11 protein-coding genes and 1 tRNA gene are annotated in these 16,242 nt (G+C 62.8%); 3 read left to right on the top strand and 9 right to left on the bottom strand.

The genetic code is table 11. From position 1 onward, the window contains the following. Window positions 1-74 precede the first annotated feature (74 nt). The 7 genes from rpoN to R8L07_06295 form a co-directional block, all read right to left on the bottom strand. Window positions 75-1,607 carry an RNA polymerase factor sigma-54 gene (rpoN, locus tag R8L07_06325; protein MDW3205143.1) on the bottom strand — a complete coding sequence of 511 codons (1,533 nt, stop codon included), beginning with the start codon at window positions 1,605-1,607 and terminating at the stop codon, window positions 75-77. A gap of 17 nt (window positions 1,608-1,624) precedes the next feature. After that, the gene (gene lptB, locus R8L07_06320) at window positions 1,625-2,356 is read right to left on the bottom strand and encodes an LPS export ABC transporter ATP-binding protein (protein ID MDW3205142.1); all 732 of its coding nucleotides are present in this window, start codon (window positions 2,354-2,356) and stop codon (window positions 1,625-1,627) included. Window positions 2,357-3,439: 1,083 nt separating this feature from the next. Next, window positions 3,440-4,237, bottom strand: a complete 798-nt coding sequence (locus tag R8L07_06315; protein MDW3205141.1) for an LptA/OstA family protein — start codon at window positions 4,235-4,237, stop codon at window positions 3,440-3,442. A 13-nt stretch (window positions 4,238-4,250) separates the two neighbouring features. After that, window positions 4,251-4,922 (bottom strand): LPS export ABC transporter periplasmic protein LptC, encoded by a 672-nt coding sequence (gene lptC / locus R8L07_06310; GenBank protein MDW3205140.1) that lies wholly within the window; start codon window positions 4,920-4,922, stop codon window positions 4,251-4,253. A 22-nt stretch (window positions 4,923-4,944) separates the two neighbouring features. Beyond that, window positions 4,945-5,997: a KpsF/GutQ family sugar-phosphate isomerase gene (locus R8L07_06305; protein MDW3205139.1), complete on the bottom strand. Its 1,053-nt coding sequence runs from the start codon at window positions 5,995-5,997 to the stop codon at window positions 4,945-4,947. Between the two features lie 49 nt (window positions 5,998-6,046). Next, window positions 6,047-6,661, bottom strand: coding sequence for a ribonuclease D (locus R8L07_06300; GenBank protein ID MDW3205138.1), 615 nt, complete (start codon window positions 6,659-6,661; stop codon window positions 6,047-6,049). Between the two features lie 214 nt (window positions 6,662-6,875). Continuing rightward, a tRNA-Leu gene (locus R8L07_06295) sits at window positions 6,876-6,962 on the bottom strand. Between the two features lie 227 nt (window positions 6,963-7,189). On the opposite strand from R8L07_06295, the gene R8L07_06290 reads away from it, so the two are divergent. After that, window positions 7,190-8,140 (top strand): complex I NDUFA9 subunit family protein, encoded by a 951-nt coding sequence (locus R8L07_06290; protein MDW3205137.1) that lies wholly within the window; start codon window positions 7,190-7,192, stop codon window positions 8,138-8,140. A gap of 16 nt (window positions 8,141-8,156) precedes the next feature. On the opposite strand, the gene R8L07_06285 is transcribed toward R8L07_06290, so the two are convergent. Next, window positions 8,157-8,969 (bottom strand): undecaprenyl-diphosphate phosphatase, encoded by an 813-nt coding sequence (locus R8L07_06285; GenBank protein ID MDW3205136.1) that lies wholly within the window; start codon window positions 8,967-8,969, stop codon window positions 8,157-8,159. A 350-nt stretch (window positions 8,970-9,319) separates the two neighbouring features. On the opposite strand from R8L07_06285, the gene R8L07_06280 reads away from it, so the two are divergent. Both R8L07_06280 and gltB read left to right on the top strand, forming a co-directional pair. After that, window positions 9,320-10,765, top strand: coding sequence for an NAD(P)-dependent oxidoreductase (locus R8L07_06280; GenBank protein ID MDW3205135.1), 1,446 nt, complete (start codon window positions 9,320-9,322; stop codon window positions 10,763-10,765). Window positions 10,766-10,776: 11 nt separating this feature from the next. Beyond that, complete coding sequence (gltB, locus tag R8L07_06275; GenBank protein MDW3205134.1) at window positions 10,777-15,318, top strand: glutamate synthase large subunit; 4,542 nt, start codon at window positions 10,777-10,779, stop codon at window positions 15,316-15,318. A 7-nt stretch (window positions 15,319-15,325) separates the two neighbouring features. Here gltB and R8L07_06270 read toward each other — a convergent pair whose 3' ends face one another. Then, window positions 15,326-16,114, bottom strand: a complete 789-nt coding sequence (locus R8L07_06270; protein ID MDW3205133.1) for a transporter substrate-binding domain-containing protein — start codon at window positions 16,112-16,114, stop codon at window positions 15,326-15,328. Between the last annotated feature and the right edge of the window lie 128 nt (window positions 16,115-16,242).

Below are 16,242 nucleotides of genomic sequence, written 5' to 3'. Positions count from 1 at the left end.
AGTGTTGCCCTGCCGGAGTGTCAAGCCTGAGTCACAATCAAACACGAATGTGTTAAAATTTTGATAATTCAGGATTATTTCGCCTGGAAGGCCGCTTTCTTCTGCCGCCGACGCTGGACCGAAGAGGGAATTCGCATGGCTTCCCGGTACTTGGCTACCGTCCGGCGGGCGATATCGATACCTTCCGCATTCAGCATCTCGACTAGCTTGTCGTCGGACAGGATGGCGTCCGGCGGCTCCGCATCGATCAGACTCCGGATCCGATGCCGCACGGATTCCGCCGAATGGGTGTCGCCATCCATGCCGGCAATGGCGGTGGTGAAAAAATACTTCAGCTCGAACAACCCGCGCGGTGTAGCCATGTACTTGTTGGACGTAACCCGGCTGACGGTCGATTCGTGCATTTCGATCGCTTCGGCAATGTCGCGCAGGATCAGCGGTTTCAGATGGCTGACCCCGTGATGCAGGAAGGCGGATTGCTGCCGCACGATCTCGGTCGACACTTTCAGAATGGTCGTCGCGCGCTGCTGCAGGCTCTTCACCAGCCAGTTCGCGGTATGGAAGCGCTCGGCGATGAAATCCTTATCGGTCTTGTCCCGGGCGCTGCCGGCGACCCGCGCATAATAGCGTTCGTTGACCAGAACCTTGGGCAGGGAATCCTGATTCAGTTCGACCAGCCAGTCGCCGTCCGGCCCGACCTTCACCAGGACGTCCGGGACAACCGGCTGGGCGGGCTCGAAACCGTATTCTGCCGCCGGCCGCGGATTCAGGGCCCGAATCTCCGACACCATCTCCGCCAGATCCTCGGAATCGACACCGCATAGCCGCAACAGCTTCGAAACGTCCTGACGGGCTAGCAGTTCCAGATTATCCAGCAGCGCTGCCATGGCCGGATCGTAACGGTTGCGGTCCTCCAATTGCAGGCGCAGGCATTCCTGCAGCGACCGCGCAAAAATGCCCGGCGGATCGAATTTCTGAACCGAGGCGAGCACCTGCTCAACCTCCTCCAGGGCACATCCTAGCCGGTCCGCGATCTCTTCTAGAGGTTCCGCAAGCCGTCCGTTCTCATCCAGCGCATCGATCAGATGGCGGCCGATCAGGCGCTCCTGAGGGCCCTCCATCTCGACTTGCAACTGCTCTTCCAGATGCTCGGTCAGGGTCTTTTCGCGGCTCAGTGTGGCTTCCAGGCCGGGCAGATCGTCGTCATAACCGCCCTTGGCGAAGTCGGGGCCGGAGGAGCCCGGACGGTATTCGCCGTTATCCTCCATTCCAGGGCCGGCGATCTCACCGTCGAAAGTGTTGGAGTAGTCGGTGTCCAGCGGGCTTTCCGCGGAGGCTCCGGGCATGGCGTCCGGGGACAGAAGATCCGCACTGTCCGCCGATCCGGCGTCGATTCCGGGACCGTCATCGTCGGAACGCTGCGCTTCCTCCCGACCGGAAGACGGGCCCTCGTCCCGCTCCAGCATCGGATTCTGTTCCAGTTCCGTCTCGACGAAGGCGGCCAGATCCATGCTTGAAAGCTGCAGCAGCTTGATCGCCTGCTGCAACTGAGGCGTCATGACGAGATTCTGGCTTTGCCGAAGATCCAGTCTTTGGGAAATGGACATCGCCGGACAGCCCCGCGCTACAGTGAGAAGCGGTCGCCGAGGTAAACCCGCCGCACCTCCTGATTGGCGACGATCTCATCCGGGGTGCCTTCCATCAGCACATTGCCGTCGTGAAGAATGTAGGCCCGGTCGACAATATCCAGCGTCTCACGGACGTTATGATCAGTGATCAGCACGCCGATCCCGCGATCCTTCAGATGACTGACCAATTCGCGAATGTCCCGAACGGCAATCGGGTCGATCCCGGCCAGGGGCTCGTCCAGCAGCACGAAGTTCGGCTGACTGGCCAGGGCACGGGCGATTTCCAACCGGCGCCGTTCGCCGCCGGACAGTGCGATGGCGGGCGTGCGCCGCAGATGGCTGATCGAGAACTCGGCCAGCAGGTTCTCCAGAGTGATCTCACGCCGCTCGCGGTTCTTCTCGATCAGCTCCAGGACCGCCATGATGTTCTGCTCGACGGTCAGGCCGCGAAAGATCGACGATTCCTGCGGCAGATAGCCGATGCCCAGCCGGGATCGCCGGTACATCGGCAATTCCGTGATGTCGACACCGTCCAGCACGATCTGGCCATAGTCGGCCGAGATCAGGCCGGTGACGATATAGAAGCAGGTGGTCTTGCCCGCACCGTTGGGCCCCAGCAGGCCAACGGCTTCCCCGCGCTGAACCCGCAGGGACACGTCACGCAGGACCGGGCGCTTCTTGAACTGTTTGCCCAGCGAATGGACGATCAATCCTTCATTCTTGGCGATGAGGACAGGTCTTGCCTGCGTCTTCTGCTTCGCGGCGCCCGACCCGTCCGCTCCACGGCGCGGTCGCAGGGGAGTCGGCTCGCGCGCCGGCTCCTCGCGGACACGATCCTGTTCGGAACTCCGCGGCGAGGGTTTTTGCGGTGAGGCCTGCTGCTGCGGGGCCTTCTGCAACGAAGGTTTCTGCAACGAAGGATTCTGGGCCGCCGCCTGCCGCTTCATTGGTGTTTCGCCCTGTATCGGCTTTTCCGGGGTGACCGTCGCGGCCGGCTTGACCGGCGCTTCCAGCGGCTTCGTCGCGGGAGGGGGCTTCTGTGCCACCGGCGCTGTTTCGTCGGATACGCTTAGCCGCGGCCGCGGCGGTTCGGGCAGATCCTGAAAATCCGATGTGGCGCGCGGTTCCGGCCGCGGGCGCGCCGCGGGACGTTCTGCTGCCTTTGGCGGACTGAAGTCCATGCGGTCGGCGCTTGTGACCTCGGGTGCCTGTCGAGTCGGTTCCCTGGAGTCGACCACCGGCTTTTCGAGTTCCGGCACGACCCGTTCCGGCCTGTCCGAATTCTGCGCCATTTCCGGGTTTGCGGTCGGGGAACTCGGCGCTTCCGGCAGCGCCGTCTTGTTGGAGGATGCGCCGCCATTGGTCGCGTGCGGCAGTGGCGGTGGCGCGGAACTGGGGCGGCGGAAGGGCGGCGGCTGACGGTCGAACAAGCCGCCATCGGCACGCGGCGGCGCGGACAGGCGTGCCCGATCACCGCCAGGCCTGTCATTCGCCGGCGCCGAAAAAGAGGGCGTGCGCGTCATGCGCGGCTCGCGCAGCTTCGGGGAACCATCGGGTTTCGGTGCGTCGATGGGCAGGCCCAATTGCGGGGCTTGCCGATCCGTGTTCGCTTCCTTGGTATCGTCTTCGTCGTTGCGATCCGACATCGGGCGCTGTCGCCCCTTTCAAACAAATGATTGCTACCCCGCATCCGCGCAATCCGCGCGAATCGGCTGGGAGTCTAACGAGTTTGCGTCACTTCGCCAAGACGAACCCGCCGGGTTGGCACCAGAATTGCACCCAAACTGCGATTTTCCGGCCTCTGTCCCGGGTCACTGCGTCGGCAGGATCAGGCCCTTGACCTTTCCGGTCTCGCCGCCGCCGGTCAGCGTGCTGCGCCCCGTGGTCATGTTCACCACGGCGCAGGACCCGTTCAACTGGTTGTTGTCGCGGGTGATCTTGACGCCGCCGCACAGAGTCGCCTTCTCCTCGTCCACCATGTAGACGCCTTCCTTCCCAGTGACGATGTCCGTCGGGGTGGAGATGTGAACGCCATCCGTGGCGTCGATCCGGGTGACGCGGGCACTGCCGGTTTCCGGATCGTCGGTGATGAACGCGGTCAGCACGCCCGCCTTCAGGCGGCGTTCGTTCTGAATGACCAGCGCATTGCCCCGGGCCACCGCGATTCGGCGCTCCTCCCAGTATTCCAGACTTTCCTCGGCCGTGATCGTGCCGCGATCCGTGACCATCTGCAGGTCTTCGCCGACCAGCACCGCGACCTTCTTGTCCATGTGATAGACCGCCTTGTCGCCGGACGCCTCGGACCCGTCGGACGTGATGACGACGTTGTCTTCGGCATCCAGTCGGAAGATCACCTGACGTCCGTCTTCCTCTCGGTAATAGGCGATCAGCGTATCGGCAACGATGGTCACGCCGCTACGCCGGGCGGTCGCGTTGCCATAGGCGCGGTATTGCTGCAAGTCGCGGATCCACTCGATGCCGTCATCGGCCTCGATTTCGATCGCGCCGTCCCCGTCGTTCGACACGATTCCGTCCTGCGCCACGGCGCCATGCGGCGATGCAAGGCCGAACAGGACGGCGAAGCCGAAGATCAGGAAGGCTGAACGCATTGTCTCTCTTTCGTCAGTCGGTGCCGTATATGACGACTTTGGATTTTCCGGTCAGCTGAACACGTTCGCCGCGATTGACGGCCTGAAATCCCTCCGCCTGGAGATAACCGAATGGCCCCTGTCCGAAAACCGGATCGAAGCCATAGGCGCTGCCGCCCATCAGATCGAAGGTCGCACTTTCGGTACGGAATTCGTAACCCTGATCGTGGAACAAATTCACGGTCGTGTTCAGTTCCAGAACGTTGGTTTCCCGATCCAGCGTACCGGATTCCGCCGTCACAAGGGCCCAGCTACCGTCCGTCAGGCTGATATCGGCGCGCGGTTGGGTGAAGGCAACCATCATCGCATCGACCGATTGCTGCCGCACGGTTTCCGCCGTTACCGTATAGCGCTGTCCGTCCTCGCTGACCCCGGAATAGCTGGCCTGGTTGACTTCCAGTTGCTCGGAGATCAGCTGGCCGGCATTGGTCAGGGTATCGGTGATGCGCCGTCCCTCATCCTCTAGATAGGGCCAGATGGCGACAAGGCCGATCAGTACCACTGCCAGGGTCGGCAGCATGATTTTCAGCCAGCTGACGACTTTGCCATAGCCTCGGCTGTGACGGCGCTGCCCGACAGACAGCGGAATACCTTCGCCGCGCATTTTGGGCGGCGGGTCTCCGGGTCTGGTGTCGGTACTTGCCATGGCCATGGTTCCGATTGCGGGATCAGGCAACCCCGGAGCGCAGGAAATCGTGGATATGCACGATCCCGACCGGACGTTCGGAATCGTCGACCACGAATGCGGCGGAAATCCGGCGGCCGTTCATCATCTTCAGGGCCTCGGCGGCCATCATGTTCGGACCGATCGTCACCGGATGGGCCGTCATGACCTCCGTGACCGGCAGGGTCGTCAGGTCGGGGGACATGTGGCGGCGTAAATCGCCGTCGGTGATGATCCCGACCAGGACGCCGTCATCCGACACAACGCCGGTGCAGCCGAAATGCTTGGACGTCATGGTCAGCATGGCATCCGGCATGTGGGAGTCTTCGGATACCAGCGGGATTTCGTCGCCGCGGTGCATGAAATCTCCGACCATCGACAATTGATGGCCTAGCTTGCCGCCCGGATGCAGCACGCGAAAATCGGCGGCGGTAAACCCCTTGCGCTCCAGCAGGGCGATCGCCAGGGCGTCGCCGAGCGCCAGGGTCATGGTCGTCGAGGTCGTGGGCGCAAGGCCGAGGGCGCCGGCTTCCGGGTGGTCGGCCAGAATCAGCGGCACCGTCGCCGCGCGGGCCAGGGTGCTGTCGCTCTTGCCGGTAATCGAAATCAGCGGAATGCCGAAGCGCTTCACATGGTTGATCAGATCGGACAGTTCCCGGGTCTCCCCGGAATTGCTGAGGGCGATCACGGCGTCCCGTTCGGTGATCATGCCGAGGTCGCCGTGACTGGCCTCGGCCGGGTGGACGAACTGCGCCGGCGTGCCGGTGGAGGCGAAGGTAGCGGCGATCTTGCGGCCGATATGACCGCTCTTGCCCATGCCGCTGACGATCACGCGTCCCGGCGGATGCATGCTTTCGCGGTCTTCCCGGGCGACCTCGTCCAGGATATTCACCGCGGCGACGAATTTTTCGTCCAGCATCGCGGCCATGGCGGTCAGTGCATTGGCCTCGGTGGTCAGGACAGCGCGTCCGACGGCAATATCCGGATGATCCTGGCTCGTGCCGAGCTCAGCGGTTGCCAGGGAAAGTTTCGCGCCGGTGGTTTCACGGGCCGTCATTGTCACCTCGAATACTGGTTTCGCCCCCCGAACCGGGCGGCGGCGCGCCTCAGGAATGCGCGAAAATGTCGGTGTCGGCCCAGCCCTTCAGGTCCAGTTCGGCCCGGGTCGGCAGAAAGTCGAAACAGGCCTGAGCAATGTCCGTTCTGCCCTCGCGGGCCAGCATCGTATCCAGCCGGTCCTTGATCTGGTGCAGATACAGGACGTCGGAGGCGGCATATTCCTGCTGTGCCGGGCTCAGTTCCGACGCGGCCCAGTCCGAAGACTGCTGCTGCTTGGACATATCGATGCCCAGCAGTTCCTTCGCAAGGGTGGAAAGCGAATGGCGGTCCGTATAGGTCCGGACCAGCTTGGAAGCGATCTTCGTGCAATAGATCGGCCCCATGGTAACGCCGAGCCATTGCCGGCAGATCGCCACATCGAACCGCGCGAAGTGCAGAATCTTCAGAACCGACTCATCGGCCAGCAAACGCTTCAGGTTCGGCGCGTCGTATTCCCCCGGTGCGAACTGAACCAGGTGGCTCGTCCCGTCTCCGGCGGAAAGCTGGGCGACGCACAGCCGGTCGCGCAACGGGTTGAGGCCCTGGGTTTCAGTGTCGATCGCCACGGCCGCGCCGAAATCAACGTCGGCGGGCAGGTCGCCCTTGTGCAGATGGATGCTCAACCGGTCACTCCCTTTCGATGCTCGGCACCGTCCCCAAAAGGGCATCGGCAAAAACACGTCGGGCGGGTTGAACGCCGTTCGACCCGCCAATCCGCTGAATCCTATCAAGAATCGCGGGGCAGCGTACAGCCTTTTGGGCCGAACCCGATGTGAGGGACGCCTTGCGGCGCACAAGCGGTCCTTGAAGGGAAATCCGCGACGGATCGTCAAGAGATGGTGCCCAGGAGAAGACTCGAACTTCCACGACCTTGCGGCCACAGGTACCTGAAACCTGCGCGTCTACCAATTCCGCCACCTGGGCATTCCGTCGGTGCGGGCCGGGAACATGTCGATTTGACGGATGCTTGTCAAGCGCCTGATTCAGCCCCGCGTGAAGATTTTTTCGGACGGTGGAAATTCGCGGCAATGCGGCCATTTGCGCGTCCGCCACGGGACAGCATAGACTTGGAAGCGGACCCTTCTTTCGCTATACCGTCGAAAGAGCTTCGGCGGGTTCGAGGCCGTGGTATTCATCAGGGGGATGCGACAATGACGCCCAATCTGGTCACTGTGTTCGGCGGCGCCGGTTTCATCGGTCGTCAGGTCGTACGTGAACTGGCGGCCCTTGGCTGCCGCGTTCGTGTCGCCTGCCGTGACCCGGAGCGCGCGCTGTCGCTGAAGCCGGCCGGCGATGTCGGGCAGATCACACCGGTCCAGGCCAACCTTCGTCATGAAGGGTCCGTGCGGGCCGCCGTCAAGGGCGCCGATGCAGTCGTGAACCTTGTCGGCATTCTCTATGAAAGCGGTAATCAGCGCTTCCAGTCCGTGCATGAAGTCGGCGCGCGGCGCATTGCCGAGGCGGCGAAGGCCGAGGGCATCACGAGTTTTGTTCAGTTGTCGGCGCTGGGCGCATCGCCTGAATCGACGTCGGCCTACGCCCAATCCAAGGCTGCCGGCGAGGCAGCCGTGCGATCGTTGATCCCGGAGGCGGTCGTGGTGCGGCCCAGTGTCGTCTTCGGTCCGCAGGATGATTTCGTGAATCGTTTCGCGTCGATGATGCGCATCGCGCCGGCCCTGCCGCTGGTCGGCGGCGGACACACCAAGTTTCAGCCGGTCTATGTCGGCGATGTGGCCGACGCCATTCTGGCGGCGCTGACGGATGAATCGCACAAGGGGCGAACCTTCGAGCTTGGCGGGCCGACCGTCTATTCATTCCGGGAAATCCTGGAACTGATCATGCGCGAAACGGACCGCCATGTCGGTCTGGTGCCTCTGCCCTTCGATCTGGCAAAGGTGCTGGCCTTCTTCATGGAGCTGCTGCCGGTGCCGCCGATGACGCGGGATCAGGTCGAACTGCTGAAGTCGGACAATGTCTGCAGCGGCGACCTGCCGGGATTGCGCGATCTGGGGATCGAGCCGAAGGCGGCGGAGATCGTTCTGCCGACCTATGTCGACATTTACCGCAAGGGCGGCCGCTACAGCCCGGTACAGCCGGTGTGACGCGCGCCGGCTGTCCTCAGCCGGCCGCCGAACCCCAGTAAACCCAGTAGAGCAGGCCGCTGCCCAGGGCGATGCGGTACAGCACGAATGGGCCGAATCCCGCGCGGCGCAGCCAGGCCATCATCAGCGCAATGGAGATCAGCGCGGTGATGAAGGACAGGGCGGCGGCGATGCCCAGATCCGCCGTCATGGACAGATCGCCGGCCAGATAGACATCATAGCCCTTCAGCAGCCCGGCCGCCAGAATGGTCGGAATCGAAATCAGCATTGAAAATCGGGCCGCATCCTCGCGTTCCATGCCCAGGAAGCGGGCCGCCGTCATGGTGATGCCGGAGCGACTGGTGCCGGGAACCAGGGCCAGGATCTGGGCCAGGCCGATGGTCAGGGCCGTCGGCCATGCGATATGCTCGACCCGGCGGATGGTCATGCCGACCCGATCGGCCAGCCATAACAGAATTCCGAACCCCAGGGTGGTCCAGCCGATGATTTCCATGGTTCGGAACAGGGTTTCGACCTGGTCCTTCAGGAAGTAGCCGGCGATCACGATCGGTATCGTGGCGACGACAATGTTGCCGATCAAACGGGCCTGCGGACCGCCACGTCCGGTCGCGATCCGGCCCACGCCCAGGGTGATTTGCCACATGTCGCGCCAGAAATACAGGCAGACGGCGAACAGGCTTCCGATATGCACGGCGACGTCCACGGCCAGGCCCTGATCCGGCCATTCCATGAACCGGCCGGCCAGAATCAGATGGCCGGAGGAACTGATCGGCAGGAATTCGGTGATTCCCTGCACTGCCGCGAGTGCCAAGATATGGTGGAGTAGCACGCAGACCCCCTGAAATCGTACAAGCGATTGTATAGCACCGGCCGGTCACCGTTGCATCTGTCATGATTGGGACAGAATGTACCGAAATGGTATTAAAATGAGACTAATTGGCGGATCGCAGCGCTGCGAACCGTTCTCAGATCCGAAATCCGAAAAATTTAGTTCCGATATGATTACTAAATGATGGATTTTGCTGGCCATCGCATGCATATCCGTCTATAGATCGCGCCGGCAATGGTGGAGGAGGGTGCTCTCAGCCCGAAAGGCGGTGCCGTTCAGGGCCGCCGGCCCCAAAATTGCCTCAGCGTATCACACCTTCGTTTCAGCAACCGGTTACGGATCCGATAAAGATGACCACGAAACGCATGCTTCAATTCGTCGATCGGCAGCAGGCGACGCCCGACAAGCGCACCGTCGAACAGCGCCGCGCCGATTTCGGCGAAATCTATGACGGATATTCGGACTCCGGCGCCGCCGACCAGGCCGGACGCTGCAGCCAATGCGGCGTGCCCTTCTGTCAGGTGCACTGCCCGCTGCATAACAATATCCCGGACTGGCTGATGCTGACGGCGGAGGGCCGGCTGGAAGAGGCCTATGAAGTTTCCAGTGCGACCAACACCTTTCCGGAGGTGTGCGGCCGCATCTGTCCCCAGGACCGACTGTGCGAGGGCAATTGCGTCATCGAACAGTCGGGCCATGGGACGGTTACCATCGGCGCGATCGAGAAGTACATCACCGACACGGCCTGGGAGAAAGGCTGGGTGCAGCCGATCAAGCCGCTGCGCGAACGCACCGAAAGCGTCGGCGTGATCGGCGCCGGGCCGGGCGGTCTGGCCGCGGCCGAGCAGCTGCGCCGCCGCGGCTATCAAGTCACCGTATACGACCGCTATGATCGGGTCGGCGGGCTGCTGATCTACGGCATTCCGAACTTCAAACTGGACAAGGACATCGTCCTCAGACGGACGGAATGGCTGATTCAGTCCGGTGTCACGTTCAAGACGAATGTCGAAATCGGCCGCGACATCGCCTTCGCCGACCTGCGCGCGCAGCACGATGCCGTCCTGATCGCGACCGGCGTTTACAAGGCGCGCGACCTCAAGGCGCCGGGCGTCGGCCAGGAGAACATCATTCCGGCCATGGATTTCCTGACCGCGTCGAACCGCGCCGGTCTGGGAGACGATGTGCCGCAGTTCAAGGACGGAACGCTGCATGCCGAGGGCAAGAACATTGTCGTTATCGGCGGTGGTGACACGGCGATGGACTGTGTTCGCACCGCCGTCCGGCAGGGTGCGAAATCCGTGAAATGTCTCTATCGCCGTGACCGGGCCAACATGCCGGGATCGCAGCGTGAAGTGGCGAATGCGGAAGAGGAAGGCGTCGAATTCGTCTGGCTGAGCCAGCCGGAAGGGTTTACCGGCGACGGCAAGGTCGAGGGCGTGAAGGCCCAGCGCATGCGCCTGGGCCAGCCCGATGCCACGGGTCGTCGCACACCGCAGCCGGTCGATGGTGCGATGGACACCCATGATGCCGATCTGGCGATTCTGGCACTGGGATTCGATCCGGAAGACCTGCCGACCCTGTGGGGCGAGGCGGAACTGCCCGTCACCCGGTGGGGCACGGTCAAGATCGACCACAAGACGAAGATGACCGCGATGGACGGCGTGTTCGCCGCCGGCGATATCGTCCGCGGGGCGAGCCTCGTCGTCTGGGCGATCCGCGACGGGCGCGACGCCGCTCTTGCCATTCATGATTATATCCAGGCCCGCGCCGTCGTCGCGCCGGCCGCCGCCGAATAAGGGGCAGAGGAATGTCCGACATGAAAAATGACAGCTGGGTCGAACAATATCGCGCCGACGCCGAACGTCTGGCCAGGGAAGGCATGTATCTGCCGCAGACGGAGACGGCGAATTGCGGCGTCGGCATGGTGGCGGCCATCGACGGCAAGCCGCGGCGTGAGGTCGTGTTGCGCGCCATCGAGGCGCTGAAGGTTCTGTGGCATCGCGGCGCAGTCGACGCGGACGGCAAGACCGGCGACGGAGCGGGCATCCATGTCCAGATCCCGCAGGACTTCTTCAAGGAGCACGTTCAGCGCACCGGCCATCAGCTCGGCAAGGGCCGTCTGGCCGTCGGCATGGTCTTCCTGCCGCGCACGGACCTGATGCGTCAGGAGCGCACACGCCAGATCATCGAAAGCGAAATCCTGCGCATGGGCCACCGAATCTATGGCTGGCGCCAGGTGCCGGTGGATATCTCTGTCATCGGCGAAAAGGCCAACGCTACCCGGCCGGAAATCGAGCAGATCATGGTCGAGAACGCCCGCGACGTGAAGGTCGCGCAGTTCGAGGCCGATCTTTACGTCATCCGCCGCCGGATCGAGAAGGCGGTTCTGGCCGAGAACATTACCGAAGCCTATATCTGTTCGCTTTCCTGCCGGTCGGTGATCTACAAGGGCCTGTTCCTGGCGGAACAGCTCACCTCCTTCTATCCGGATCTGGAGGATGAGCGGTTCACGTCGAACTTCGCGATCTACCATCAGCGCTACTCGACCAACACCTTCCCCAGCTGGCCGCTGGCCCAGCCCTTCCGGGTTCTGGCCCATAACGGTGAGATCAATACGATCACCGGCAATACCAACTGGATGAAGAGCCACGAGACCAAGCTCGACGATCCGCAACTCGGCCCCTATGTCGACGATATCAAGCCGATCGTGCAGCCCGGCAGTTCCGACAGCGCATCCCTGGACGCCGTCTTCGAAGTCCTGGCCCGCACCCATCGCGAACTGCCGGAAGTGAAGTCGCTGCTGATCCCGGAAGCCTGGGAGCAGTCGAAGACCATTCCGCAGGCCCATCGCGACTTCTATCAATATGCCAATGGCGTCATGGAGCCCTGGGACGGACCGGCGGCGATCTGCGCCTATGGCGGCCGCTGGGCACTGGCGGGAATGGACCGGAACGGTCTGCGCCCGCTGCGCTATGTCGTCACCGGCGACGGGCTGCTGGTGGTCGGGTCGGAAACCGGCATGGTCAAGGTCGATGAGACGACCGTGGTCGAGAAGGGCCGTCTGGGGCCGGGTCAGATGATAGCCGTCGACCTCAGCGAAGGCCGTCTGTGCCACGACCGCGAGTTGAAGGATCATGTCGCGGCGCTGAGCCCGTTCGGCGAATGGGTCAAGGGCATCACCAATCTGTCCGAACTGGACGGCTCCGGGACCGGCAGCTGTGGTGAGATGCCGAAGGACGAGTTGCGCCGGCGCATGGTTGCCAACGGTTGGTCGATGGAGGATCTGGAACTGATCCTGCAGCCGATGGCCGAAGGCGGAAAGGAAGCCACCGGCTCCATGGGGGACGATACGCCGGTCGCGGTTCTGTCCGACAGTTATCGTGGCATGCATCATTATTTCCGTCAGAACTTCAGTCAGGTGACCAACCCGCCGATCGACAGCCTGCGCGAACGCTATGTCATGTCGCTGGCAACGCGCCTCGGCAATCTGGGCAACATCCTGGAGGAAGACGCGCGCCAGCTGGAAATCGTGCAACTGCCGTCACCGGTTCTGCTGGACGGCGATTATCAGGCTCTCCGCCGTCATCTGGGCGATGTGGCGGTCGAGATCGACTGCACCTTCCCCGTCGACGACAACCCGTCGGCCCTGCGTGACGCGGTACACGCCATCCAGACGCAGGCTGAAGACGCCGTCCGGGAAGGCGCGCAGCATCTGATTCTGGATGATTCCGGGACCACGCCGGACCGGGCCGCGATCCCGATGATCCTGGCGGCCGGCGCGGTGCATACACATCTGGTACGCGCCGATCTGCGGACCTTTGCCAGCCTGATCGCGCGGACGTCCGAAGCGCTGGATACGCATTCCTTCGCGGTCCTGATCGGGGTCGGAACCACGGCCGTCGTGCCCTACCTGGCGCAAGAAGCCATCGCCGACAGGCACCGCCGCAATCTGCTGCCGGGCCTGTCGCTTGAGGACGCGGTCGCGAATTTCCAGAAGTCCATCGAGGACGGGCTGCTGAAGATCATGTCCAAGATGGGCATTTCGATCATCAGCTCCTATCGAGGCGGCTACAATTTCGAGGCGGTCGGCCTCAGCCGGTCCCTGGTCGCGGAATTCTTCCCGGGCCTGCCCAGCCGGATTTCGGGTGTCGGCCTGACCGGCCTGCGGGAAAACGTTCTGGACCGGCACCGCCCCGCCTATGACGAGGCGGTCGCGGCCCTGCCGGTCGGCGGGTTCTACCGCTATCGTCGCGGCGGTGAGGCCCATGCCTGGGAAGGCAACCTGATCCACACGCTGCAGACCGCCGTCGGCTCGGATTCCTATGCGGTCTATCGGCGCTATGCGGAGCAGGTGGCCAAGCTGCCGCCGATCAGCCTGCGCGATCTGATGGACTTCAAATATGACGGTCCGGCCGCACCGATCGACGAGGTGGAAAGCATCACCGAGATTCGCAAGCGCCTGGTCGCGCCGGGGATTTCGCTGGGTGCCCTGTCGCCGATCGCGCATGAGACCCTTTCCATCGCCATGAACCGCATCGGCGCCAAGTCCGACAGCGGCGAAGGCGGCGAGGATCCGGCCCGCTACAAGCCCAAGGAAAACGGCGACAATGCGTCTTCGGCGATCAAGCAGGTCGCATCGGGACGCTTCGGTGTGACGGCGGAGTATCTGAACAATTGCCGTGAGATCGAGATCAAGATGGCGCAGGGCGCAAAGCCCGGCGAAGGCGGACAACTGCCGGGGTTCAAGGTGTCCGGCATCATCGCCAAGCTGCGGCATTCGACGCCGGGCGTGACTTTGATCAGCCCGCCGCCGCATCACGACATCTATTCGATCGAGGATCTGGCCCAGCTGATCTACGACCTGAAGCAGATCAACCCGGAAGCGCGTGTCTGCGTGAAGCTGGTTTCCAAGGCGGGTATCGGCACGGTCGCGGCTGGGGTCGCCAAGGCCCATGCGGACACGATCCTGATTTCCGGCCATTCCGGCGGCACCGGCGCGTCGCCTCAGACCTCGATCAAGTATGCCGGTCTGCCCTGGGAAATGGGCCTGGCGGAGGCGCATCAGGTGTTGACCCTCAACGGTCTGCGCCACCGGGTGCGTCTGCGCGTCGATGGGGGAATCAAGACCGGCCGGGACGTGGTCACCGCCGCCATCCTGGGCGCCGATGAATTCGGCATCGGTACGGCCAGCCTGGTCGCCATGGGCTGTATCATGGTGCGTCAGTGCCATTCGAACACCTGTCCGGTCGGTGTCTGCACGCAGGATGAACGCCTGATCGACAAGTTCACCGGCTCTCCGGAAAAGGTGATGAACCTGTTCAGCTTCATCGCCGAGGAAGTGCGTGAAATCCTGTCCCGGTTGGGATCGCGGACCCTGGCGGAAATTGTCGGACGGACCGATCTGCTGGCCCAGGTCAGCCGCGGCGCATCCCATCTGGACGATCTGGATCTGAACCCGCTTCTGGCCCAGCCCGGCATGCAGCGCGCCAACCACAAGGCGGATGCCGAAGGTCGGAACGAGGTCCCGGAAACACTGGATGCGTTGATGATTCAGGATGCGGAGAACCTGTTCCGCGACCGGGAGAAGATGCAGCTTCAGTACAATATCCGGAATACCTATCGCGCCATCGGCACGAAGATTTCCTCCAAGATCACCCGGACATTCGGCATGAAGACGCTGAAGCCGGGGCATCTGACGGTGCGCATGCGTGGGTCGGCCGGTCAGTCCCTGGGCGCCTTCGCGGTGCAGGGGCTCAAGCTCGAGGTCCTTGGCGATGCCAACGATTATGTCGGCAAGGGGCTCAGCGGGGGCGAGATCGTGATCCGTCCGATCACCACCAGCCCGCTGGAAAGCAACCGCAACGCCATCATCGGCAATACCTGCCTCTATGGTGCGACCGATGGGCGGTTGTTTGCGGCCGGTATGGCGGGTGACCGCTTTGCCGTGCGCAATTCAGGGGCCTATTCGGTGGTCGAAGGCATCGGATCGAACGGGTGCGAATACATGACCGGCGGCCGGGTCTGCATTCTGGGAGAGGTCGGGGCCAACTTCGCGGCGGGCATGACCGGCGGGATGGCTTTCATCTACGACCCCGACGACAGGCTGTCGCTGCACCTGAACCCGGAATCGGTCGGGGTTTATGCCCTGGAAACCGATTACTGGGCGGAGGAATGCCGCAGGATGCTGGTCGATCACGTCGCGGCGACCCATTCGAAATGGGCCGACGGGCTGTTGCACGACTGGGACATCACGCGGCGGTCGATCAAGCATGTCGTGCCGCATGAGATCCTGAAGATGCTGGACAATCCGCTGTCCGCGGATCAGCCGGCGGCCGTACCGGCGGAATAGGACGGGGTCAGGACCCGCTGACCACAATGGGCATGTCGGATCCGTCGAGATACTTGCTGACTACCTTCTCGACGAATCCGGTCTGCCGCAGCATTTCATACCCCGCCTCGTATTCGCGGAGCAGTTCCGCCCCTCGCGGATGGTCAGGACCGACGGCAGGATAGGCCAGGAAGGGTGTCTTGAAACCGCCCGCCGGCACGATCCGGTCCTGCAGTCCCAGCTTGTTCAGCAGATAGGTGGCGGAGTGCTCGTCCAGGCAGATCACATCGGCATTCCCGCGGTCGATCATGCGGAAGGCGCTCAGCATCGGTGCCTCGCCCGAGAGGTTCAGCACCGTGCCGTCGTCGGATTTCAGGTAGGCCTGATACATCGGGCTGATCGCCCGGTAGTTGAATCCGACAATGTTCAGAACGGTGCGGTCCGCCAGCGAGTCGATGCCCGCGAACTGGAAATCGTCGTCCGCCCGCTTCCAGAACAGGAATTCCAGACTGACATTGGGGATATAGGCCGGAACAAGATTCCAGCTGTTATGCGGGTTGATCGTACAGATCATGTCGATCGCGCCGGTTTCCACCGAACGGATGGCGCGGGCCAGCGGCAGTTCATGCTTCTCGACGCGATAGCCGCGCGCCTCGAAGATTTTCTCGATGATCTCGAAACAGTACCCAGGGTTCTCGTCGTCACCGAGCACGAAGATCGGCGGGTAGTCGAAGACCGCGACGGAAATTGTCTTGGCCGACGCTGTGCCGCAGATCGAGATCATCAGGATAAAGAGGGCGCAAAGGGACTTCGCCATAACGGGACCGCTCCATTGGTCCCCACCCAGGCTATGTCACTCGATTGCGAGGTCTGTATACACACCGCATCGCAGCCTGTCTACCCTCTGGCGAGAAAAAATATTTCGTTAACAACCAGTTAATGTGA

The sequence above is a fragment of the Alphaproteobacteria bacterium genome (genome assembly GCA_033344895.1).
In the GTDB taxonomy this organism is placed as follows: domain Bacteria; phylum Pseudomonadota; class Alphaproteobacteria; order UBA8366; family Aestuariispiraceae; genus Pacificispira.
Note: the sequence above shows the minus strand (reverse complement) of the source record. Positions and strands in the feature narration are given on the sequence as shown.